At 72.1% G+C, this 21,520-nt stretch carries 16 protein-coding genes and 2 pseudogenes; 11 read left to right on the plus strand and 7 right to left on the minus strand.

The window, feature by feature from the left end:
• The first annotated feature begins 134 nt into the window (after positions 1 to 134).
• Positions 135 to 1,265: an aminopeptidase P family protein gene (locus tag FHX80_RS25165; protein WP_145766272.1), complete on the plus strand. Its 1,131-nt coding sequence runs from the start codon at positions 135 to 137 to the stop codon at positions 1,263 to 1,265.
• A gap of 28 nt (positions 1,266 to 1,293) precedes the next feature.
• On the opposite strand, the gene treZ is transcribed toward FHX80_RS25165, so the two are convergent.
• Positions 1,294 to 3,054 (minus strand): malto-oligosyltrehalose trehalohydrolase, encoded by a 1,761-nt coding sequence (gene treZ, locus FHX80_RS25170; protein WP_145766273.1) that lies wholly within the window; start codon positions 3,052 to 3,054, stop codon positions 1,294 to 1,296.
• Between the two features lie 194 nt (positions 3,055 to 3,248).
• Here treZ and FHX80_RS25175 point away from each other — a divergent pair, with 194 nt between their 5' ends.
• Positions 3,249 to 4,640, plus strand: a complete 1,392-nt coding sequence (locus tag FHX80_RS25175) for a GH1 family beta-glucosidase (RefSeq protein ID WP_145766274.1) — start codon at positions 3,249 to 3,251, stop codon at positions 4,638 to 4,640.
• 342 nt (positions 4,641 to 4,982) lie between these two features.
• On the opposite strand, the gene FHX80_RS25180 is transcribed toward FHX80_RS25175, so the two are convergent.
• On the minus strand, positions 4,983 to 5,936 hold the full coding sequence (locus tag FHX80_RS25180) for a GNAT family N-acetyltransferase (protein WP_145766275.1): 954 nt from the start codon (positions 5,934 to 5,936) through the stop codon (positions 4,983 to 4,985).
• Between the two features lie 188 nt (positions 5,937 to 6,124).
• Between FHX80_RS25180 and FHX80_RS25185 the strand changes: the two genes are divergently transcribed.
• Positions 6,125 to 6,691, plus strand: a complete 567-nt coding sequence (locus FHX80_RS25185) for a DUF1707 and FHA domain-containing protein (RefSeq protein ID WP_145766276.1) — start codon at positions 6,125 to 6,127, stop codon at positions 6,689 to 6,691.
• A gap of 169 nt (positions 6,692 to 6,860) precedes the next feature.
• Positions 6,861 to 7,892 carry a cytochrome P450 gene (locus FHX80_RS25190; RefSeq protein WP_145766277.1) on the plus strand — a complete coding sequence of 344 codons (1,032 nt, stop codon included), beginning with the start codon at positions 6,861 to 6,863 and terminating at the stop codon, positions 7,890 to 7,892.
• Here FHX80_RS25190 and treY read toward each other — a convergent pair.
• Together treY and glgX are read right to left on the minus strand one after the other, a co-directional pair.
• Positions 7,852 to 10,248 (minus strand): malto-oligosyltrehalose synthase, encoded by a 2,397-nt coding sequence (treY, locus tag FHX80_RS25195; protein ID WP_145766278.1) that lies wholly within the window; start codon positions 10,246 to 10,248, stop codon positions 7,852 to 7,854. The two genes, FHX80_RS25190 and treY, sit on opposite strands and share 41 nt — an antisense overlap.
• A 203-nt stretch (positions 10,249 to 10,451) precedes the next feature.
• Positions 10,452 to 12,617 (minus strand): glycogen debranching protein GlgX, encoded by a 2,166-nt coding sequence (gene glgX / locus FHX80_RS25200; RefSeq protein ID WP_145766279.1) that lies wholly within the window; start codon positions 12,615 to 12,617, stop codon positions 10,452 to 10,454.
• Between the two features lie 377 nt (positions 12,618 to 12,994).
• On the opposite strand from glgX, the gene FHX80_RS25205 reads away from it, so the two are divergent.
• Both FHX80_RS25205 and FHX80_RS25210 read left to right on the plus strand, forming a co-directional pair.
• Complete coding sequence (locus FHX80_RS25205; protein ID WP_145766280.1) at positions 12,995 to 14,227, plus strand: SAV2148 family HEPN domain-containing protein; 1,233 nt, start codon at positions 12,995 to 12,997, stop codon at positions 14,225 to 14,227.
• Between the two features lie 79 nt (positions 14,228 to 14,306).
• Entirely contained in the window at positions 14,307 to 15,035 is a 729-nt protein-coding gene (locus tag FHX80_RS25210) for a 3'-5' exonuclease (RefSeq protein WP_145766281.1), read from the plus strand.
• 152 nt (positions 15,036 to 15,187) lie between these two features.
• Here FHX80_RS25210 and FHX80_RS25215 read toward each other — a convergent pair whose 3' ends face one another.
• Positions 15,188 to 16,054, minus strand: coding sequence for a phosphotransferase enzyme family protein (locus FHX80_RS25215; protein WP_145766282.1), 867 nt, complete (start codon positions 16,052 to 16,054; stop codon positions 15,188 to 15,190).
• Positions 16,055 to 16,180: 126 nt separating this feature from the next.
• On the opposite strand from FHX80_RS25215, the pseudogene FHX80_RS25220 reads away from it, so the two are divergent.
• The 5 genes and pseudogenes from FHX80_RS25220 to FHX80_RS25240 all read left to right on the plus strand — a co-directional run.
• Positions 16,181 to 16,987, plus strand: a pseudogene (locus FHX80_RS25220) (carbohydrate ABC transporter permease); the annotation flags it as partial.
• Positions 16,962 to 17,273 (plus strand): annotated as a pseudogene (locus tag FHX80_RS25225) (cytochrome P450); the annotation flags it as partial. The pseudogenes FHX80_RS25220 and FHX80_RS25225, both read left to right, overlap by 26 nt.
• A gap of 284 nt (positions 17,274 to 17,557) precedes the next feature.
• On the plus strand, positions 17,558 to 18,760 hold the full coding sequence (locus tag FHX80_RS25230) for a S8 family peptidase (protein ID WP_145766283.1): 1,203 nt from the start codon (positions 17,558 to 17,560) through the stop codon (positions 18,758 to 18,760).
• Between the two features lie 90 nt (positions 18,761 to 18,850).
• Positions 18,851 to 19,402, plus strand: a complete 552-nt coding sequence (locus FHX80_RS25235; RefSeq protein WP_145766284.1) for a DUF1697 domain-containing protein — start codon at positions 18,851 to 18,853, stop codon at positions 19,400 to 19,402.
• Complete coding sequence (locus FHX80_RS25240) at positions 19,399 to 19,782, plus strand: nuclear transport factor 2 family protein (protein ID WP_145766285.1); 384 nt, start codon at positions 19,399 to 19,401, stop codon at positions 19,780 to 19,782. The genes FHX80_RS25235 and FHX80_RS25240 overlap by 4 nt, the downstream gene beginning before the upstream one ends.
• Before the next feature lie 9 nt (positions 19,783 to 19,791).
• Here FHX80_RS25240 and FHX80_RS25245 read toward each other — a convergent pair whose 3' ends face one another.
• Positions 19,792 to 20,628, minus strand: a complete 837-nt coding sequence (locus tag FHX80_RS25245) for an ABC transporter ATP-binding protein (protein WP_145766286.1) — start codon at positions 20,626 to 20,628, stop codon at positions 19,792 to 19,794.
• A gap of 14 nt (positions 20,629 to 20,642) precedes the next feature.
• Positions 20,643 to 21,512, minus strand: a complete 870-nt coding sequence (locus tag FHX80_RS25250) for an aldo/keto reductase (RefSeq protein ID WP_145766287.1) — start codon at positions 21,510 to 21,512, stop codon at positions 20,643 to 20,645.
• Between the last annotated feature and the right edge of the window lie 8 nt (positions 21,513 to 21,520).

The following is a 21,520-nucleotide window of genomic DNA, read 5'->3' on the forward strand; positions in this document are numbered from 1 at the left end:
ACCCTGATCCGCCGGACCGGCCCTCGGTCCCCGAGCCCGGGAGGAACCGCACGGCACCCGCCCCGACCGCTCGCGCACGGCCGTTCGTACGGGCAGGATGCAGGGAGCCGTTCCGCGCCGCCAGGAGGTCCCGCATGCCCAGCCCGAACCAGCCCGTGCCGTTCACCGCCGACGACTACCGGGCCCGGATGACGCGTGCCGCCGAGAGCGCCGCCGCCGCCGGACTCGCGGGATTGCTGGTGGCGCCCGGACCCGATCTGGTCTACCTGACGGGGTACCGGCCCACCGCGATCACCGAGCGCCTCACCGTCCTCGTCCTCGCCGCCGGACAGGACCCCGTCCTGGTCGTACCGACGCTGGAGGCAGCGGACGCGGAGCACGCCGTCGGCGCACCCGCCCTGACCCTGCGGGACTGGACGGACGCCAAGGACCCGTACGCCGTCACGGCACCGCTGCTCGACGCGAAGGGCCGGTTCGGGATCAGCGACAACACCTGGGCGATGCACCTGCTCGGCCTCCAGCAGTACCTGCCCGGGACCTCGTACGCCTCCCTCACCGAGGCGCTGCCGATGCTGCGCGCCGTGAAGGACGCCGCCGAGCTGGAGCGGATCACCGCGGCGGGGGCCGCCGCCGACGCCACGTACGAGGAGATCCTGAAGGTCCGGTTCGCCGGCCGCAAGGAGACCGACGTCGCCGCCGACCTGGCCCGGCTGCTCACCGAGTACGGGCACTCCCAGGTCGACTTCACCGTGGTCGGCTCCGGGCCGAACGGCGCCAACCCGCACCACGAGGCGGGCAGCCGCACCATCGAGCGGGGCGACATGGTCGTGCTCGACTTCGGCGGCCTCAAGCACGGCTACGGCTCCGACACCTCCCGTACGGTCCACGTCGGCGAACCCACCGCCGAGGAGCAGCGGGTCCACGACGTCGTGCGGGAGGCGCAGGAGGCCGGCTGCAACGCGGTCCGGCCCGGTGCCGCCTGCCAGGACATCGACCGGGCCGCCCGCGCCGTCATCACCGAGTTCGGCTACGGCGACCGGTTCATCCACCGCACCGGCCACGGGATCGGCGTCACCACCCACGAGCCCCCGTACATGATCGAGGGCGAGGAGCAGCCGCTCGTCCCCGGCATGTGCTTCTCCGTGGAGCCCGGCGTCTATCTGCCGGGCCGGTTCGGTGTGCGGATCGAGGACATCGTGACCGTCACCGAGGACGGCGGCCGGCGCCTCAACTCCACCGCGCGCGAGCTGGCGATCGTCGAGTAGCGCCGCCCCGGTCAACGGCGGCGGAGGATCAGTCGTCCGCCAGCACCACGCACGACTCCGGCGGAAGGTGCAGCACCCCGTCCGCGCCGGGCGCCTCGACCGGCTGCCAGGCGGCCAGCACCCGGCCACCGCCGCTCCGGTGCCGGCCGCCCCCGAGCGGGATCGTGGCGGGCTTCTCGTCCAGGTTGACCGCGATCCGCAGATCGCCCCGCCGGAACGCCAGCCAGCGGGCCTCGTCGTCGTACGCCGTCTTCACCGTCGCCAGATCGGGGTCGCTGAGGTCGGGCAGGGTGCGGCGCAACGCGATCAGCTCGCGGTACCAGGCGTGCAGCCGGGCGTGCGGCTCCCGCCCCGGCTCGCTCCAGTCCAGGCAGGAGCGGTCCCGGGTGGCCGGGTCCTGCGGGTCCGGGATGTCCTCCTCGGCCCAGCCGTGCGCGCCGAACTCCCGCCGCCTGCCGTTGCGTACCGCCTCGGCCAGCTCCGGGTCGGTGTGGTCGGTGAAGAACTGCCAGGGCGTACGGGCACCCCACTCCTCGCCCATGAACAGCATCGGCGTGAACGGTCCGGTGAGCACGAGCGCCGCCGCGCAGGCCAGCAGACCGGGGGAGAGGGAGGCGGCGAGCCGGTCGCCGAGCGCCCGGTTGCCGATCTGGTCGTGGGTCTGCGCATAGCCGACGAAGCGGTGGGCGGCGCTGCGGGTGACGTCGACGGGGCGGCCGTGCGTCCGGCCGCGGAAGCCGGAGTACGTACCGTTGTGGAAGAAGGCACTGGTCACGGTCTTGGCGAGCGCGGCCAGCGGGGCGACGGCGAAGTCCGCGTAGTAGCCCTGCGCCTCACCGGTGAGGGCGGTGTGCAGACAGTGGTGGAAGTCGTCGTTCCACTGCGCGTGCAGACCGGTGCCGCCCGACTCGCGGGGCGTCGTCGTACGCGGGTCGCAGCGGTCGGACTCCGCGATCAGCGAGAGCGGGCGGCCCAGTTCGGCGGAGAGCGCGTCGGCCGCCGCGGACAGTTCCTCCAGGAACGTCAGCGCCCGGGTGTCGGCCAGGGCGTGGACCGCGTCGAGCCGCAGGCCGTCCAGGTGGTAGTCGCGCAGCCAGGCGAGCGCGCTGCCCAGCAGGAACGCCCGCACCTCGTCGGAGCCGGGGGCGTCCAGATTGACCGCCGCTCCCCACGGTGTGTGGTGCGTGTCGGTGAAGTACGGACCGAAGGACGGGAGGTGGTTGCCGGAGGGGCCCAGATGGTTGTGGACCACGTCCAGGACGACGGCGAGACCGAGCCCGTGCGCCGTGTCGACAAAGCGCTTCAGTCCCTCCGGGCCGCCGTACGGCTCGTGCACGGCCCACAGCGACACCCCCTCGTACCCCCAGCCGTGGACACCGGGGAACGGGCAGACCGGCATCAGCGACACATGGGTGATGCCCAGCTCGGCCAGATGCCCGAGCCGCGCGGCCGCCGCGTCGAAGGTCCCCTCGGCGGTGTACGTACCGATGTGCAGCTCGTACAGGACGGCGCCCGGCAGCCCGCGCCCGGCCCAGTCGGAGCGCCATGCGAACCCGGAGTGGTCGACGACCGCGCTCTCGCCGTCCGGCCCCTCCGGCTGGCGCCGCGAGCGGGGGTCGGGGAGCACCGGCCCGCCGTCGAGGACGAAGCCGTAGCGGTCGCCGTCCGCGGCCTGCGCGTCGGCCGTCCACCAGCCGGCCCGTCCGGGATCGCGTTCCATGGGCCGCAGTTCACCCGCCAGCCGCAGAGCGGCCGACTCCGCATCCGGTGCCCATACGTCGAACTGCATGCAGCGCTCCTCGTCTCGTCGTCCGGCCCATGGTCGACAGAAGTCGCAATCACCGACCCACGACACTGGATCGAGCCCGTTACTGGCGGTTAAAGTCTGGTTCTGATCACTGCCCTGCCGACTTCCGCCATACGCACTTCCTCTTGGACCGTCCCCGATTGCCGGTCGGTCTCACTACGGCTGTGGAGGCCGAGATGACTGTGCCGATGTTCCCGCCCGGTTTCCTCTGGGGAGCCTCCGCCTCCGCCTTCCAGACCGAGGGGGCCGCCGACACCGACGGCAAGGGCCCATCGGGCTGGGACGCCTTCGCCGCGCAGCCCGGACGGATCAAGGACGGCGCCGACACCGGCCGCGGCACGGGCTTCCACCGGCACTACCGCGAGGACGTCGCCCTGCTGGCCGGCCTCGGCGCCGACGCGTTCCGGTTCTCGGTGAGCTGGCCGCGCGTCGTCCCCGGCGGCAGCGGCCCGGTCAACCCGCAGGGGCTCGACTTCTACGACCGCCTCGTCGACGAACTCTGCGCCCGCGGGATCACCCCCGCCCCCACCCTCTACCACTGGGACACCCCGCTCCCGCTGGACGAGGCCGGCGGCTGGCTCAACCGGGACACGGCCTACCGCTTCGCCGAGTACGCGGGCATCGTCGCCGAACGCCTCGCCGACCGCGTACCCATGTGGATCACCATCAACGAACCCGCCGAAGTGACCATGCTCGGCTACGCACTCGGCGAGCACGCACCCGGCCGCACCCTCCTCTTCGACGCACTGCCCGCCGCCCACCACCAGCTCCTCGCCCACGGCCTGGCCGTACGCGCACTGCGTGCCGCGGGGGCCGACAACATCGGCATCGCCGTCTCGCACTCCCCGGTCTGGACCGCGGGGGAGTCCGACGAGGACCGCTTCGCCGCAGAGCTGTACGACACGCTGACCAACCGGCTGTTCGCCGACCCGCTCCTCATCGGCAGCTACCCCGACGAGAAATTCGCCGCACTGATGCCGGGCCCGGTCGAGGACGACCTGCGGACCATCTCCACCCCGCTCGACTGGTACGGGGTCAACTACTACAACCCCACACTCGTCGGCGCGCCCAGGTCCGACGCCCTCGACACCTTCGCCGGCTTCGGCATGCCCGCCGAACTGCCCTTCGGCATAAGGGAGATCGAGGGATACGAGAAGACCGACTTCGGCTGGCCCGTCGTCCCCGACGGGCTGCGCGAAACCCTCGTCGAGCTGAGCAGCCGCTACGGCGACCGGCTCCCGCCGCTCTACATCACCGAGAACGGCTGCGCCCTCGACGAACCCGCCAAGGACACCCGCCGGATCGCCTTCCTCGACGCCCATCTGAACTCCCTGCGGTCGGCCATGGACGCGGGGGTGGACGTACGCGGCTACTTCACCTGGTCGCTCACCGACAACATCGAGTGGATCGAGGGAGCCGGCAAGCGTTTCGGCCTGGTCCACATCGACTACGAGACGCTGCGCCGCACGCCCAAGGACTCGTACGCCTGGTACCGCGAAATGATCAGGGAACAGAAGCGGCAGAGCGCCGGTCCGGGCAGCCTGACCGGCGCGGACTCGGCGCGCTAGGCAGGGGCGGAGGCGAGGACCCGGTCCAGGATCCGGCGGCCGGCCCGGCCCCGGGCCGGCCGGGAACTCCTCGCGCAGGAGCTCGGGGGCACGCTCGGTCAACGCCAGCCGCACGACCAGTCCGTCGCCGAGCCGCCGGAGCTGGTTGTCCCAGCCCGAGGCGGCCGGCCGGATCCCCAGGCCGGCCAGGTGCGGGTGCCGGTCACGGGCGAGGGTGCGGACGAAGCCCTCGTCGACGCTGCCTCGTTCCACGCGTCCCTCCCAGCGGTCACGCCCAGCGTGGGACGGCCCGGTGGAGGTGGTCCGGCTGCGCGCCCCGGCCCGCCTGCCGCGGCGGCTCCGTCAGTCCCACACCATGTCGAAGGCGCGCTCGAAGTTGACGTACCCCAGACGCTCGAAAGACCTCGCCATCGGAATATTGCCCAGGTCCGTCGCCGCCCGGATCCGCTCCACCCCGTCCTGCCCCGCGAGCACCCGGGTGCCCTCCGCGAGGAGCTCGTCGATGTGGCCGTGACCACGCCGCGCGGGCAGCACACCGATGTACGCGATGATCGGGTTGTAGTTGTTGCGGGCCGGGATCACGAAGCCGACCGGTTCGCCGTCGGGGAGCTCGGCGATGCGCCACCACTCCCGCGGAGTGGTGTAGTTGGCCAGTTCCTCGTCGTAGTGCTTCTCCGCGGCCCGGCGCGCCGACAGCCCGGAGGCCAGGTCCTGTTGGCCGTGGGCGTCGAGGGTGCCCTCCATCACCGGAGTCATCAGCGCGAGGAGGTCCTCGCGCCCGGCGACCGGGCGGAAGCGCAGCCGGCCGCTGTCCGCGGGCACCGGGGTCCCCGCGCGCCACTCCAGGCGCAGCCGCTCCACCAGCATCCGGGCACCGGCGCGTTCCATCACCCGGACCCGGGCCTCGACGACATCACGGGCCACCGGGTCCTCACGCCAGTCGGACGGCACGAATCGCCCGTACTCGGGACGCGGGCCGCCTGCGGGCACGACCGCCGCGCTCGCCGTCTCCAGCAGCCGCAGGCCCACCTCGCCTCGCTCGGGCTCGGGTAGCGTGTCGTCGAGGTCGAAGAAGTCGAGGAGGAGCGGCACCTTGCCGTCCGGGCTCCACCACGCGATCCGCGCCACCACCCGCTCGCCCCGCAGGGCCACCCACATCCACTCCGGGCGGCGGCGGCCGGAGCCGAGGTCGTCCGCCAGCTCGTGGTCGAGGACGTACGACAGCCGGCAGAAAAGAGCGAGCTCCTCCGGCCCGGCGAGCGGACGGAAGGTCAGTTCGTGTGGTGCGTCGGGCACAAAGTCTCCTGGGAGGACAGGGGAGCGCCCCGGCGGTCGCCGGGGCGGCACGGCGGCAGACGGTAGCAACGCATCGCTCCGGGCGCCCCTGGATATCCGGGTGAGGGATGTGGCCGGGGCCCGTTCAGGAGCGAGGAAGCAGCGGTCGTTCTGGACACCTTGGGGCGGTCGGACCGACAATTGGCCCCGTGACGTCCTCCTTCGAGTTCCACACGTATCCCGCGCGGCTGTCCGACGCCCAGCGCGACCGTGTTCTCGGTGTGCTCAGAGAAGGCGCGGCGCAGGGAAAGCTCTCCCACGACACCTTCATGCGGCGCATGGAGCTGGCCCTGACCGCGAACCGCTCCGAGGAGCTGGAGGCGCTCACCGCCGACCTGGACAGCGGGGGCCGCTGGTCGCGGCAGCTGATGCGGTTCGTCGGCGGGGTCTCCGGCTTTCCCGGGCGGGTACGCAGGGCCTGGTGGGCCGAGCGGCTGCCCAAACTGCTGCTGCCGGCGCCGAGCCCGTACCCCCTGCTCATCGGCCGGGATCCGGGCAACGGGCTGCGCCTCAGCCACGAGACCGTGTCCCGGACGCACGCCGAACTCACCGTGCACGGCGGCCGGTGGCTGCTGCGCGACCTGGGCTCGACCAACGGCACCTGTGTCAACGGACAGCGCGTCACCGGGACGGTCTCGGTGCGGGAGGGGGACCAGGTGAGCTTCGGCACGATGGCCTTCCGGCTCTCCGCACCCGCGCTCAGGCCGCCTGTGTAGCGCATCCGCGGACCGCTCGCCCGTCCGGCCCGACTGTCCGGCCCGCGCTCACGCCTGTGAGCGCCTCCGTCACCCGGACGGCCCCGCGCCGACTGCGGTGGGCCCGTTCAGGTGATCCCCTGAGGGGGACCGCGCCGCACACCGGCGCACCGACCGCCCGGGGGTACGGATGCAGACCGACGCGCCCGGCGACATACCCGCCCCGACGCCCTCGCCCGACCACCGCGCCGCCAGGCCGGCACGGTCCCGCCGGACGACCCGCCCCGGCGGCGGTCCGAGCCTCCTCGCCCCCGGCGCGGCCCGCGACCCGTACCGGCTCTACCGGGTACTGCGCGAGGAGCACCCACTCAGCTACGACGCCCCGCTGGGTGCCTGGCTGATCAGCCGGTACGACGATGTCGTCACCGCGCTCACCGGCCCGGAGTTCACCGGCTTCCCGCACGACGGGGCACCCCGCGGCGGCCCCGCCCCGCTCGGCCTCTGCCACGGCAGCACCGGCTGCCTGCCCCGCGACCGGTACACGGTGGTGACCGGGTTCGTGCCCCGCCGCCTGGCCGAACGCGTAGAGCGGACCGCCTATGTGCTGGCCCGGCGCATCGCCGGGCGTCGGCAGGCCGATCTCGTCGAGGAGTTCTGCCACTGGCTGCCCGCCGGTACCGGGCCGTTCCGGTCCCCGTTGCGCACCGGTGACGCAGCACCCGTCGACGAGGGACCCTGCACCCGGCACACCGGGCTGCGCGAGACGGCACTCGCCTCGTTCCTCGCCAACCTGCTGGACGACCCCGACCTGCTGGCCGCGCTGCGCGTCGAACCCACACTCGCCGGCCGGGCCTGGACGGAGTCGATGCGCCGCGACCCGCCCGTCCAGGTCGTATTGCGGCGCACCCTCACCGAGGTCACCCTCAGCGGTGGCACCCTTCCTGCGCGGGCCCCCGTCGCCTGCCTGATCGGCTCGGCGGTACGTGACCCGGAACGGTTCGCCGCACCCGATGTGTTCGACCCCTTCCGCCGCGACCAGGCCGACGCCACCACCGGCCCGGCGGGCTGCCCGGCCGTGGTGCTCGGACGGCTGGAGGCCGAACAGGGCCTGCGCGCCCTGCTGGACGCGATGCCCCGGCTCCGCTGGGCGGACGGCTTCAGACCGGCCGCCACCGGCCTGCTCACCCGAGGCCCGCGGTCCCTCCTGGTACGACCCGGCTGAGCAGCGCCACCGGCCGTTCGGCGAACAGCTCGGCCACCGCGGCCGTGCCGCCGGAGAACTCCCGGCCCGGCGTCAGCAGATCCCGCCACACCCCGTCGTCCGGCAGCGCCAGCTCCGTCCCGCGCCAGCCGCCCGCCTCCGTCAGCCGAAGCGACAGCCGGGTCACCGCCGTGACGACTTCGCCCGAGCGGCAGAACGCCAGACAGTGCCCGGCCGCCGGACCGCAGGCCGCCAGCGGGGCGTACGTCCCCGACTCACCGAACACCCCGGGCCGCTCGCGCCGAAGCCGCAGCGCCGCCACCGTCAGAGCCTCCTTCTCGTCGAAGGGCGCGTCGGACGAGGGAACGCGGAACGGCCGCCGGTTGTCCGGGTCGACCAGCGCCAGATACTCGCGCTCGGTTCCCTGGTAGAGATCCGGCACCCCCGGCATCGTCAGATGCACCAGCGCCGCACCGAGCGCGTTGGCCCGTACATGCGGGGCGAGCGTGCCCGCGAACCGCTCCAGCAGCGCCCGCACCGGACCGGTGTCGGCGGCCGGACCGGCGGCGACGAAGTCGGACAGCGCCCGCTCGTACCCCGGATCGGGTTCGGTCCAGCTGGTGAAGAGCCCCGACTCGCGCACCGCCTTCAGCAGCGCGGGCTCCAGCCGCGCCGCCTGCTCACCCGCCGGGAACCCCACGCAGCCGAACGCGGTCTGCCACGCCTGCCAGGCCAGCTGCGGATCGGGGGCGGCCGCCGGAGTCGTCCGGGCCAGCTCCGCCACCAGCCGCGACCACGGCCCCGGACACTCCGACAGCACCGCGACGGCGGCCCGGACGTCGGCGCTGCGCTTGGTGTCGTGCGTGGTCAGCGCCGTGCCGGTGGCGGGCCAGTCCCGGGCGAGCCGGGTACAGAAGGCGTGGAAGTCCTCCGGTGCCACCGCCGGCTGCCCCGGATCACCGCCCACCTCGTTGGCGGAGATCAGCGGCACGTAGCGGTAGTACGCGGTGTCCTCGACCGACTTGGCCCGCAGCGCGGACGCCGTCTGCGCGAACCGGGCACAGAACGCCGCCCGGTCGCCGCCCGCGCCGAGCCGCCCCAGCGCCAGCTCCCGCACCACATCGACGGCCGACGCCTCCTCCCGCACCGCGAACACCGCCTTGGCATCGCTCACCGCCGTCGCGTCGAGCGCCGCCGCGGCCGACTCCGTGCAGGGGCCGCCCGCCGTCACGTACGGGCGGTAGACCGGCATCCGGACGAGCAGCTCGCGCACCGCGGTGCGCAGCGCCCACGGGGCGTGGTCGCGCAGCGCGGGGTCCTCGGCGCAGATGCGCGACGCCAGCCGGGTCAGCAGTCCGGTCTCGGCGGCCAGCTCATGGGTGACGACGCGGTACGCGGCCCGGCGCACGGTCGCCGTCCAGTAGCCGCCCCGGTCGCCGGCCGGGGAGGCGGACTCCCGGTAGTGGCCGAGCAGTTCCGCCGCGCCCGCCGGATCGACGAAGAGGCCGTCGATCCGGTGCAGCGCGTCGTACCCGGTCGTCCCGGCCACCGCCCAGCCGGCCGGCAGCGGTTCGGGACCGGTGAGGATCTTCTCCACCACGGTCCACGTACCGCCGCTCGCCTCGGAGAGCCGCTCCAGATAGGCGGCCGGGTCGGCGAGCCCGTCCGGGTGGTCGATCCGCAGGCCATCGACGATTTTGTCCCGGACCAGTTCGAGGATCTTGGCGTGGGTGGCGGCGAAGACCTCCGGGTCCTCCACCCGCACCCCGATCAGCTCCGAGATGGTGAAGAACCGCCGGTAGTTCAGCTCGGTCCGGGCCAGCCGCCACCAGCCGAGCCGGTAGTGCTGGGCGTCCAGCAGCTCGGGCAGGTCGAGACCGGCGGTGCCGGCCCGGAGCGGGAACGCCTGCTCGCCGTAGCGCAGCACATCCCCGTCGACCCGGAGCCCGCCGATCTCCTCGCCGAGCCGCCCGGCGAGCACGGGCAGCAGGATCCGCCCGTCGCCCGCCGCCCAGTCGATGTCGAACCAGCGGGCGTATGGGGAGCCGGGCCCCTCACGAAGGACCTCCCACAGCGCGTGATTGCGCCGGGGGTCGGCCGCCATGTGGTTGGGCACGATGTCCAGGACCAGCCCGAGCCCGTGCTCCCGAGCGGTGCCGGCGAGCTGCCGCAGCCCTTCCTCGCCGCCCAGCTCGGCGCGCACCCGGCCGTGGTCGACGACGTCGTAGCCGTGCCGGGAGCCGGGCACGGCTTCGAGGACCGGGGACAGATGAAGATGGGAGACGCCGAGCGTGGCGAGGTACGGCACGGCGTCCTCGGCGGCCGAGAACGGGAAGTCCGGCTGGAGCTGAAGCCGGTACGTGGCGGAAGGCGTCATGAAGGCGTTCGTACCCAGATCCGGGCCTTCTGTGTCACCCGGTCACACCCAAGTGCTCGACCGGCGGTGCCGTGACCGCTCCCGCCACCACTTCCGTCAGCCTCCCGTCGGCTTCACCGTCACCGCTCCCGTCACCGCTCCCGTCATCGTTCCCCGGGTCGGCCCGGGTCGGCCCGGGCCGACCCGGGTCCGAGGGGCAGGCCCTACGCCGGCCGCTGGAGCACCGCCATGCTCCGTCCCACCAGCGTCACCCGATCGCCCGCCGCCACCTTCGGCCCCGCGCCGGTCAGCACTCCGGCGGGGCGCGCCGTGTCGACGACCACATGCCACTGCCGCCCATGGTTCACCGGGACGGCGAAATCCAGCGTCTCGGCGCTCGCGTTGAACATCAGCAGGAACGAGTCGTCGGAGATCCGCTCGCCGCGCGGGCCCGGCTCCGAGATGGCGTGCCCGTTCAGAAAGACCGTCAGGGCCTTGGCGTGCGCCGCCTGCCAGTCCCGCTGGGTCATCTCCGCGCCCTCCGGCGTGAACCAGGCGATGTCCGAGAGCTCGTCGTGCGTGCCCTCCACCGGCCGCCCGTGGAAGAACCGGCGGCGCCGGAAGACCGGATGGTCCCGGCGCAGCCACACCATGGCCCGGGTGAACTCCAGCAGGCTGCTGCCGAGCCCGTCGCCGTCCCGCGGTTCCGTCTCCTCCTCGTCGTCCGCCGCCGCCTCGGCCGGGCCGGGCCAGTGCACCCAGGACAGCTCGCTGTCCTGGCAGTACCCGTTGTTGTTGCCCAGCTGGGTGCGGCCGAACTCGTCGCCGTGACTCAGCATCGGCACGCCCTGCGACAGCATCAGCGTGGCGATGAAGTTCCGCATCTGCCGTTCGCGCAGCTCCAGCACCTCGGGCCGGTCCGTCTCCCCCTCCACACCGCAGTTCCAGGACCGGTTGTGGCTCTCGCCGTCCCGGTTGCCCTCGCCGTTGGCCTCGTTGTGCTTGTCGTTGTACGAGACCAGGTCGTGCAGGGTGAATCCGTCGTGGCAGGTGGTGAAGTTGATCGAGGCGAGCGGCCGCCGGCCGTCGTCCTGGTACAGATCCGATGAGCCGGTCAGCCTCCCGGCGAACTCGGCCAGCGTCCGGGGCTCACCGCGCCACAGGTCCCGTACCGTGTCCCGGTACTTCCCGTTCCACTCGGTCCACAGCGGCGGGAAGTTCCCCACCTGGTATCCGCCCTCACCCACGTCCCACGGCTCCGCGATCAGCTTCACCTGGCTGACCACCGGGTCCTGCTGCACGAGGTCGAAGAACGACGACAGCCGGTCCACCTCGTGGAACTGACGGGCCAGCGTGGCCGCCAGATCGAAGCGGAACCCGTCCACATGCATCTCGGTCACCCAGTACCGCAGCGAGTCCATGATCAGCTGGAGCACGTGCGGGGAGCGCATCAGCAGCGAGTTCCCGGTGCCCGTGGTGTCCGTGTAGTAGCGCTGGTCGTCGGCGAGCCGGTAGTACGAGGCGTTGTCCAGGCCCCGGAAGGAGAGCGTCGGACCCAGGTGGTTGCCCTCCGCCGTGTGGTTGTAGACCACGTCGAGGATCACCTCGATGCCCGCCTGGTGCAGCGCCCGTACGGCCTGCTTGAACTCGAGCACCTGCTCGCCCCGGTCGCCCCAGGAGGCATAGGCGTTGTGCGGGGCGAAGAAGCCGATGGTGTTGTAGCCCCAGTAGTTGGCGAGCCCCGCGTCCGCCAGCCGGTGGTCCTGGACGAACTGGTGCACCGGCATCAGTTCGATCGCCGTGACCCCGAGCTCCGTCAGATGCGCGATGACCTCCGGATGGGCCAGCCCCGCGTAGGTGCCGCGCAGCTCCTTCGGCAGCCCCGGGTGAAGCATCGTCAGGCCCTTCACATGGGCCTCGTAGATCACCGTGCGGTGGTAGTCCGTACGGGGGCGCCGGTCGTCGCCCCAGTCGAAGTACGGATTGACCACGACGGACGTCATGGTGTGCGGCGCCGAGTCGAGGTCGTTGCGGGCGTCCGGCCGGCCGAACGGATAGCCGTACACCGCCTCGCCCCACTGGATCTGTCCGGCGACCGCCCGCGCGTACGGGTCGAGGAGCAGCTTCGCGGAGTTGCAGCGGGCGCCGCGCTGCGGCTCGTACGGCCCGTGGACCCTGAATCCGTACCGCTGACCGGGCATCACCCCGGGCAGATAGGCGTGCCGGACGAAGGCGTCGGTCTCCCGCAGCTCCACCGCCATCTCGGAGCCGTCGTCGTGCAGCAGGCACAACTCGATTCGGTGGGCGGCCTCCGAGAAGACCGCGAAGTTGGTCCCGGCGCCGTCGTACGTGGCACCGAGGGGGTACGCCTGTCCCGGCCAGACCTGCATAGATTCGACTCTTCCACTCTGACGCGGTTGCCTGGGGAATGCGGGCTCCCTGGGTCAGATCTTCCCCGAAAGGGCGGCCCTTACCTAAGACCGACCGGCAATCGGGGTCGGCGTCGTCCGGTCCGGTCAACATGGGGCCCCTCCGTGTCGCCCGGAACCGGAATCCGGCGGCCCCGCCCGGCCGGCTGTCCGGTATGCGGCGTGAGGTGGGGTGTTTAATCACTATGAATCCGCTCACTACGGCAGATCTCGACGCACGGAACGAGACTGTCTCATAGGGGTGTTGAGAAAGGAGCCTGTTCATCCGGCTGCACCGGCTCCCGCTCCCGGAGTACCCTTCCTTGATCGTTGGTGGGGGAGTGGAAGGCGGTGTGCGGGTGAGCTCGGGAGGGTTCGAGCTGCCTCCGGGTGACAGTGGTCACGAGGGGGGCTCCACCGCTGTGCCCCCCGGGGCGGTATCGCTCGCCAGGCCTCTGGAGATCGGTGCGGAACTGGACTGGGGCGCGGACGCATGGAGCGAGGTGCGCACCAGGGCGCAGCGCGCCGGGCGCGCCTACATCTGGCTGAACCTCGTGGAGCAGCGGCTGCGCGCCGTGGTCGCCGCCGTGCTGCGGCCCATCTACGAACCGGTCCACGGCGAGGACTGGGTGGTGGCCGCCGCGGGACCCGCCGGGCAGGAGTGGGTGCAGCGCGCCGTCGCCGTGCGCGAGGTCTCCCGCCGCAAGGGCTATCTGCTCGACCCGGCCGACGACAACGTCCTGAGCTTCCTCACGCTGCCTCAGCTGCGTGAGCTGATGGTCCAGCACTGGCCCTGCTTCGAGGCCTACTTCGACGACCGTCGCGAGGTGGAGCTGGCCCTCGACGAGCTGGAGGTCGCCCGCAACGTGGTCTCCCGCAACCGCGCGCTCAACGAGGCGGTGCTCGCCCAGGCCGAGCGGGCCTCCGCGCGGCTGCTGGAGATCCTCGGCAGCGGCGCCGCGGTCCCGTCCGCCGACCGGCTGCCCGTCGACGCGGTCGAGGAACTGGTCGGCGACCGGTACGCGGATGTGGTCTCCGTCCACTCCGACCGGGTGCGGCTCCAGCGCCAACTGCCGGCCGAGGACCTCTTCGGCGGTGCGCGCCGGCTGGACGCGATCGGCATAGGGCTCAATCTGCTGGTGCAGAACTTCTCCGGCCGCCGGCTGATCCGGCTCGCCGAGTCGGGCTGCCGGGTCCGGCTGCTCTTCATCAACCCCGCCAGCAGTGCGGTCAAACGCCGGGAGAGGGAACTGGGGCTCAAGAAGGGTGAGCTGAGCCGGACGGTGGAGATGAACATCCTCCACATGCGCCGGGTCCGCTCCAAGCTCCGTGACCCGGGCGCCTTCGAGATCCACGTCTTCGACGAGACACCGCGCTTCACCGCCTATCTGGTGGACGGCGACGGGGCCGACGCGGTCGGGGTCGTCCAGACCTATCTGCGCCGGGCCCGCGGCATGGAGGCACCCGTGCTGGTGCTCCGGGGCGGCGGACGGGCGGTGGTCCGGGCCGGGCAGGACAGCGAACACGGGCTGTTCGAGACGTACCGCGAGGAGTTCGAGTCCGTGTGGACGGACTCCCGGCCGGTCTCCTGAGGGGCCGTCCACCGGCGTTGTCAGTGGCCCGTGCGAGGGTGGTCATCACCTGGGGGAAGCACCACGAAGGAGGTACGGGATGAGCTGGCACCGGCACGCGCTGGTCGGCTTCGACCTGGAGACGACGGGAACGGAACCACTGGAGGCCCGGATCGTGACGGCCGCGGTCGTCCGCGTCGACGGCAGCGACGGCGAACCGGACGACACGCACACCTGGCTGGCCGATCCCGGGATACGGATCCCCGCACAGGCCTCGGCGATCCACGGCATCAGCAGCGAGCGGGCGGCGGCGGAGGGTCGGCCGGCGCGCGAGGTGGCCGACGAGATCGCCGACACCCTGACCGGGTACTGGCGCCGGGGCGTGCCGGTGGTCGCGTACAACGCGGCCTTCGACCTGACCTTGCTGACGGCGGAGTTGCACCGCCACGGGCTGCCGTCACTGAGCGAGCGGCTGGGTGGCGCGGGGATCGGCCCGGTCGTCGACCCGTACACGATCGACCGGGCCGTCGACCGCTACCGCAAGGGCAAGCGGAACCTGGAGGCGGTCTGTGTCGAGTACGGCGTGGTCCACGGCGGAGCGCACGACGCGGGGGCGGACGCACTGGCCGCGGTGCGGGTGGCGTACGCGATAGCCGCGCGGCACGGCTCGGTGGCCGCGCTGACGGCGGCGGAACTCCACGAGCGCCAGATCACCTGGTACGCGGAGTGGGCCGCCGACTTCCAGCAGTTCCTGCGCCGCAAGGGCGAGACGGACGCGGTGATCGACGGCCGCTGGCCGGTCCGGGAGCCGGTGCGAGTGACGGGCTGAGGGGACCCGTACCACCGGCGCGGAGCCTCCCGGAACGGGAACCACGGCAGCAGCGTCGGCTCGGAACGGCTACCACCGCACCCGCGTCGCCTCAGAACGGGTACCAGCGCACCGGCGTCGGCTCGGAACGGCTACCACGCACCCGCGTCGCCTCAGAACGGGTACCAGCGCACCCCCGCGTCACCGTCGCGCAGTGAGGCCACGCGCCTGCGGAACTCCGCGAGCGCCTTCGGGTTGGCCGGTGCGTGCTGGGCGACCCACGCACAGCTCGCCGTCTCCCGGGCCCCGCGCAACACCGCGCAGCCGTCCCACTCACGGACGTCCCACCCGTACGCCGAGGTGAACGCGTCATAGGCGTCGGCCGCCAGCGCGTACCGGTCCCGGGACAGGGCGAGCACCACCAGATCGTGCTCGCGCAGATCCGTCGAGAAGGTCTCCAGGTCCACCAGGACCGGCCCGTCCGGACCGACGTGGACATTGCGCGGGAGCGCGTCGCCGTGGATCGGGCCCGGGGCCAGATGCGGCACCAGCGCGGCGGCGGCCGTGGCGAAGCCGTCCCGGCGCTCGCGCAGATACGCGGCGTCGGCCGGGTCGATCGAGTCGCCCGCCAGGCGCAGCCAGCGCTCGACCCCGCCCAGCAGCTCCCGGCGGGGGAGGGTGAGGCCCTCCGGGACCGGCAGCGCGTGCACCGCGGTGAGCAGCGGCGCCAGATCCCGCGGCTCGGCGGGCCGTACCGCGTCGGGCAGTCGGTGCCACAGCGTCACCGGGTGGTCCTCGACCAGTCGTGCCGAGGGCTCGGCGGCCCGCACCGCGGGGACGCCGGAGGCGGCGAGCCACTGTGCGACGGCCACCTCGCGCTCGGCCCGCACCCGTAGCTCCGGGCTCCGCACGGCATCCCGGCCGATCTTGACCACCAGGTCGCCCACGGCGAACACCGCGTTCTCACCCAGCGCGAGCAGTTCCGCGTCGCCGGGGAGTCCGGCAGCGGTCAGTACGTCGCGCGCTCGCATCTCGTTCATGGATCCGATTTTCGCATCTGTGCAGGTGGCCTTGACGAACCGACGGCCCGTCAGCACGATGACGGAGGCCACCTGAGCGGCCAGAACGGTATCAAGCCGGTCGAATGACGCAAGGGTGCCATATTCATGACATTGGCTAATGGAGCCGTGCAGACCGGACGGGGCGCTCCGCCGGGCGGCCCGCGCGGCGAGCGGCCCGCGCGGATCAACCGGAACGCCGGTACCTGGTTCCTGGGGCTGCCCGCCCTCATCCCGATCCTGGCCCTCAGCGTCGGCCCGCTGCTCTACGGCATCGCACTGGCCTTCACCGACGCCCAGTCGGGCCGTACGAGATCCACCCGGTGGACCGGGGTGCTGAACTTCCCGGACCTGCTCCACGACGGACGGTTCTGGGACTCGTTCCGGATCGGTCTGGTGTGGGCGGTCGGTGTCACCGTCCCGCAGTTCGTGCTGGCCCTCGGACTGGCGCTGCTGCTCAACCAGAATCTGCGGATGCGGTGGCCGGCCCGGGCGCTGGCGATCATCCCGTGGGCGATGCCCGAGGTGGTCGTCGGCATCATGTGGCGGCTCGTCTACAACCCGGACGCCGGAATCCTCAACGAGACCATCCGCGACCTGGGGCTCGGCGACGGCCGTGACTGGCTGACCGGTCTCGCCACCGCGCTGCCGGCGGTGATCCTCGTCGGGGTCTGAGCCGGTATGCCGCAGACCACGGTCGCCCTGCTGGCCGGTCTGCAGAACACCCCGCACGAACTGCACGAGGCGGCCGCCTTGGACGGCGCGGGCGCCTGGCGCCGATTCCGTACCGTCACCTGGCCCGCGCTCAGACCGGTCGCCCTCTCCATCACCGCGCTCAATTTCATATGGAATTTCAACTCATTTGCCCCGGTTTATGTGCTGACCAACGGCGGCCCCGGTCTGCTTCACCGTCTCGACGCTCGTCGCCAACGCGCTCCGGCTCGGATCGCCGTTCGACGACGCGACCTCGAACCGGCCCGAGCGCTGGGACGGCCTCGACCCGGACGATCAGCCCGGCTATCTGCCCTTCGGTCATGCGTCCGAGCGCTGCTGGGGGCGGCACATGGTGATGCCGCTCGCCGAGATGCTGCTCGACATGGTGCGCGGCGGGGGTTTGACGGTGGACTCCGCGCAGGCGGCCTCCGATGTCCCCCTCGCCGGGCTGATGGGCGTGACCGGAGTACGTGTCGTCCGACGCTGAACCCGCCCCGCCCCGCCCCGTTCGTGATGAAACGTCACCGACGGGGCGGACTGCTGTGCCGGGAAGGGCGGCTGCTGGTGTGTCCGCCGGTAACGGGCAGTGCCTGTGTCGGACTTGGGTGTGGCTGGTCGACTTCTTGTGACGAAACCTTGCTCAGGCGGTCGCAGACGCAATGAGGGTCTTGATCTGGGCGCGTCAATCGGTCAGGGTTTCGAGCCAGCCCCCGGAGATCTTCTGGCCGAGGGTCAATCCCCCCACAAAGAATGACGAGGAGATCCCTCTTTATGGCAATTCACAAGCGCACACGTCGGATCAAGCTCACTGCCGCGATCACCGCCGTGGCCGCCGCAGCCGGAATCACCCTGCTGGGCAGCCCCTTCGCCGGAGCGGCGCCCGCCCCCGCGATGGGCAAGATCTACGGCGCCGACGCGGCAACGGCCGTATCCGGCAGCTACATAGTGATGCTGGACCACAAGGCCGACAAGGCGAAGCTCGCCAAGGAGTACGGCGGCAAGCTCAAGCGCAACTACAGCTCCGCCATCAACGGCTTCTCCGCCAGCGGCCTTTCGCGGACCGAGGCCAAGCGGCTCGCCGCCGACCCGGCGGTCTCCAAGGTCGTCCAGAACAAGAAGTTCCACATCAGCGCCACCCAGGACAACCCGCCCTCCTGGGGTCTGGACCGCATCGACCAGACCGGGACCGCCGGCGACAACGCGTACACCTACCCGGACAGCGCGGGCGAGGGCGTGACGGCGTACGTCATCGACACCGGCGTCCGCACCACGCACAAGGAGTTCGGGGGCCGGGCCAGTTCGGGCTTCGACGCCGTGGACAACGACGACAGCGCCGACGACGGCAACGGCCACGGAACCCACGTGGCCGGCACCATCGCCGGTGCGACGTACGGCGTCGCCAAGAAGGCCGAGATCGTCGCCGTCCGGGTCCTCGACGACTCGGGCTCGGGCACCACCGAGCAGGTCGTCGCCGGCATCGACTGGGTCACCGCGAACCACCAGGGCCCCTCCGTCGCCAACATGAGCCTCGGCGGCGGCGCGGACGAGGCGCTCGACGCGGCGGTCCAGAAGGCCATCGCCTCCGGTGTCACCTTCGCGGTCGCAGCCGGGAACGAGTCGGGCGACGCGGGCCAGGGCTCCCCGGCCCGCGTCCCGGAGGCCATCACGGTCGCCTCGTCCACGGTGGACGACAAGCAGTCCTCGTTCTCCAACTACGGTCCGCTCGTGGACATCTACGCCCCGGGCTCAGACATCACCTCGTCCTGGAACGACAGCGACACCGGCACCAACACCATCTCCGGCACGTCCATGGCGACCCCGCACGTCGTCGGCGCCGCCGCCGTCTATCTGGCGGGACACCCGGACGCCACCCCTGCGGAGGTCTCCACCGCACTGACCGACGGAGCCACCCCGGACGCCATCGGCAACGCCACCGCAGGCACGGCGAACAAGCTGCTGAAGGTCGTTGAGTAACCGCACCGACCCCTGACCGGCGGCCGCCGCGCTCTCCCCCACGGGGCGCGGCGGCCGCACGGCTCGCTGCGATCGTCCTATGGTGTGCCCATGATGATGTACGCGGCGCTGCTGCGCGGGATCAACGTGAGCGGACACAAGAAGATCCCGATGGCCGAACTCCGCACCCTGCTCACCGAACTGGGCCACGGCGACGTCCGCACCCACCTGCAGAGCGGCAACGCCGTCTTCAGCAGCGAATCCGACGACCAGAACGCCCTCGCGGCAGAGCTGGAGCATGCCATCGCCCAGCGGTTCGGCTTCGACGTCCCCTGCCTGGTCCGGGACGGCGGCTACCTCGCGGCCGTGGTCGATGCCTGCCCCTTCCCCGCCGCTGAGCTCCAGGCCAGGGAACTCCACGTCACCTACTTCGACCAGCCGGTCGACGCGGCCCGCTTCGCCCCGCTGAACGCTGCGGCCTTCCTCCCCGAGGAGTTCCGGCTCGGCGAGCGCGTCCTCTATCTCCACGCCCCAGGCGGACTGGGCGGCTCCAAGCTCGCCGCCGCGCTCTCCCGTCCCACCCTCATCAAGGGCCTCGTCGCAACCTCACGCAACTGGAACACCGTCACCAGACTCGCCGAGATGACCGGAGGCACCACGTGAGTGAGCCGTCGCCCGGTGTGGCCGCGGCGGTCGAGGGCGAACTCCGCCTCCTCGACCCGCTGGTCCGGGCCTCCACCGAACTCCTCGTCCAGGTCCTGCACCCCGACTTCCGCGAGGTCGACACCACCGGCCGCCGCTGGGACCGCGACATGGTCATCACCTCGCTGATCACGGGCACCGCCCAATGCCCCGGCCAGCTCACCGCCTCACGGATGCACGGCATCCAGCTCGCCGACGAACTCGTCCACGTCACCTTCGACACCGAGGCCAAGGGCATCCGCGCCCACCGCAGTTCACTGTGGCGGCGCACCGGGACGGGGTGGCTGCTCTACTACCACCAGGCCACCCCCTTCATCACCGGACCGGCAACCGACGCGTGAGCGCCGGGGTCAGCGACGGGCCGCCCGCTGCGCCCGCGCCGTCCACCGGCCGTCCGTGCGGGAGATCCGTACCGGATGACCGAAGCAGTCGCTGACCCGGTCCGTGGTCAGCACCTCGTCCGCGAAACCCGAGGCCACACACCGCCCGCCGCGCAGCAGCATCGCATGCGTGGTGGAGGCCGGCAGCTCCTCCAGATGGTGCGTGACCAGCACCGTCGCCAGCTCCGGGTGCTCCTCGCGCAGGGCGTCCAGGCTGTCCAGCAGCTGCTCCCGGGCGGCCAGGTCCAGTCCGGTGGCCGGCTCGTCGAGCAGCAGCAGCCGGGGCTGCGGCATCAGCGCGCGGGCGATGAGCGTACGGCCCCGCTCGCCCTGCGACAGCGCGGGCCAGCGGGACTTCTCCTTGCCGCCCATGCCCAGCATCCTCAGCAGCCGATCCGCCCGCTCCCGCTGCTCCGGGCTCGCCGACCAGCGCGGCACCGGCTCGATCGAGTTGGTCAGACCCGTCAGCGCCACCTCGTCCACCGTCAGTGGCGAACGCAGCGGATGGCGCGGATCGACGTGCCCCAGCAGCGTCCGCAGCTCCCGCAGATCGACCCGCCCGATGGTGCGGCCCAGCACCTCCACCACGCCCCGGGTGGGATGCCTGATCGCGCCGAGCAGCCCGAGCAGGGTGCTCTTGCCCGCACCGTTGGCGCCGAGCAGCGCCCAGTGCTCCCCGCCGCGCACGGTCAGCGAGACCGAATCGAGCAGAACCTTCCCGTCCCGTACGAGGGTGACGTCATCGGCCCTGATCACCGGAACCGGGGCAGTGGGGGACGACGGGAGGAGAGTGGCGGTCGTGGTCACGCGCGGGTACTCCTTCATGCGGGTGCGAGGGCCTCCAGGAGGCTCATGTCCTCGGTCGACAGCAGGATCTCCCGGGCCCGGAGGTTCTCCGCCAGATGGACGGGCGAACCGGTGCCCGGAGTCGGGCACAGCGCGGGGGAGCGGTGCAGCAGCCAGGCGAGGGCGATCTGCCCGCGGGTGGCACCGTGGCGTTCCGCGACTCCGTCGAGGGCCGCGGCGTCGTCGCCGGTCAGAGCGCCGTTCGCCAGCGGGAACCAGGGGAGGAAGGCGAGGCCATGGGCCTCGCACACCTTCAGGACGGCGTCCGACGCACGGTCGAGGAGATTGAAGCGGTTCTGCACCGAGGCGATCCCGGTCAGGGAGAGCGCCTGCTCCAGCTGGTCGGCGGTAAGGGTGTCCAGACCGATGTGCCGGATCTTACCCTCCTGCCGCAGCGCATCCAGAGTGCCCAGCTGCTCGGCCATCGGCACCTGCGGGTCCAGCCGGTGCAGTTGGTAGAGGTCGATCCGGTCGGTCCGCAGCCGTTGCAGACTGGCCTCGCACATCGCCCGAAGCTGCTCGGGCCGCCCCGCGATGTGCCAGGCGCTGTCACCGGTCCGTACGACACCGCCCTTGGTCGCGATCACCAGATCGTCCCGGTACGGGTGCAGTGCCTCGGCGACCAGTTCCTCGGCCACCCCGGGGCCGTAGTTGTCGGCGGTGTCGATCAGGGTCACGCCTTGGTCGACCGCCGCCCTGAGCACGGCCAGCGACGCCCGCCGCTCCCCGCGGGGACCCCAGTAGCCCGGGCCGGTGAGTTGGGCGGTGCCGTAGCCGAGGCGGCGCACGGGCAGCTCGCCGCCGAGGAGGAAGGAGTCGTCGGGCGATCGGAACACGGAGGACATAAGGGGAA

The sequence above is a fragment of the Streptomyces brevispora genome (assembly GCF_007829885.1).
Classification (GTDB): domain Bacteria; phylum Actinomycetota; class Actinomycetes; order Streptomycetales; family Streptomycetaceae; genus Streptomyces; species Streptomyces brevispora.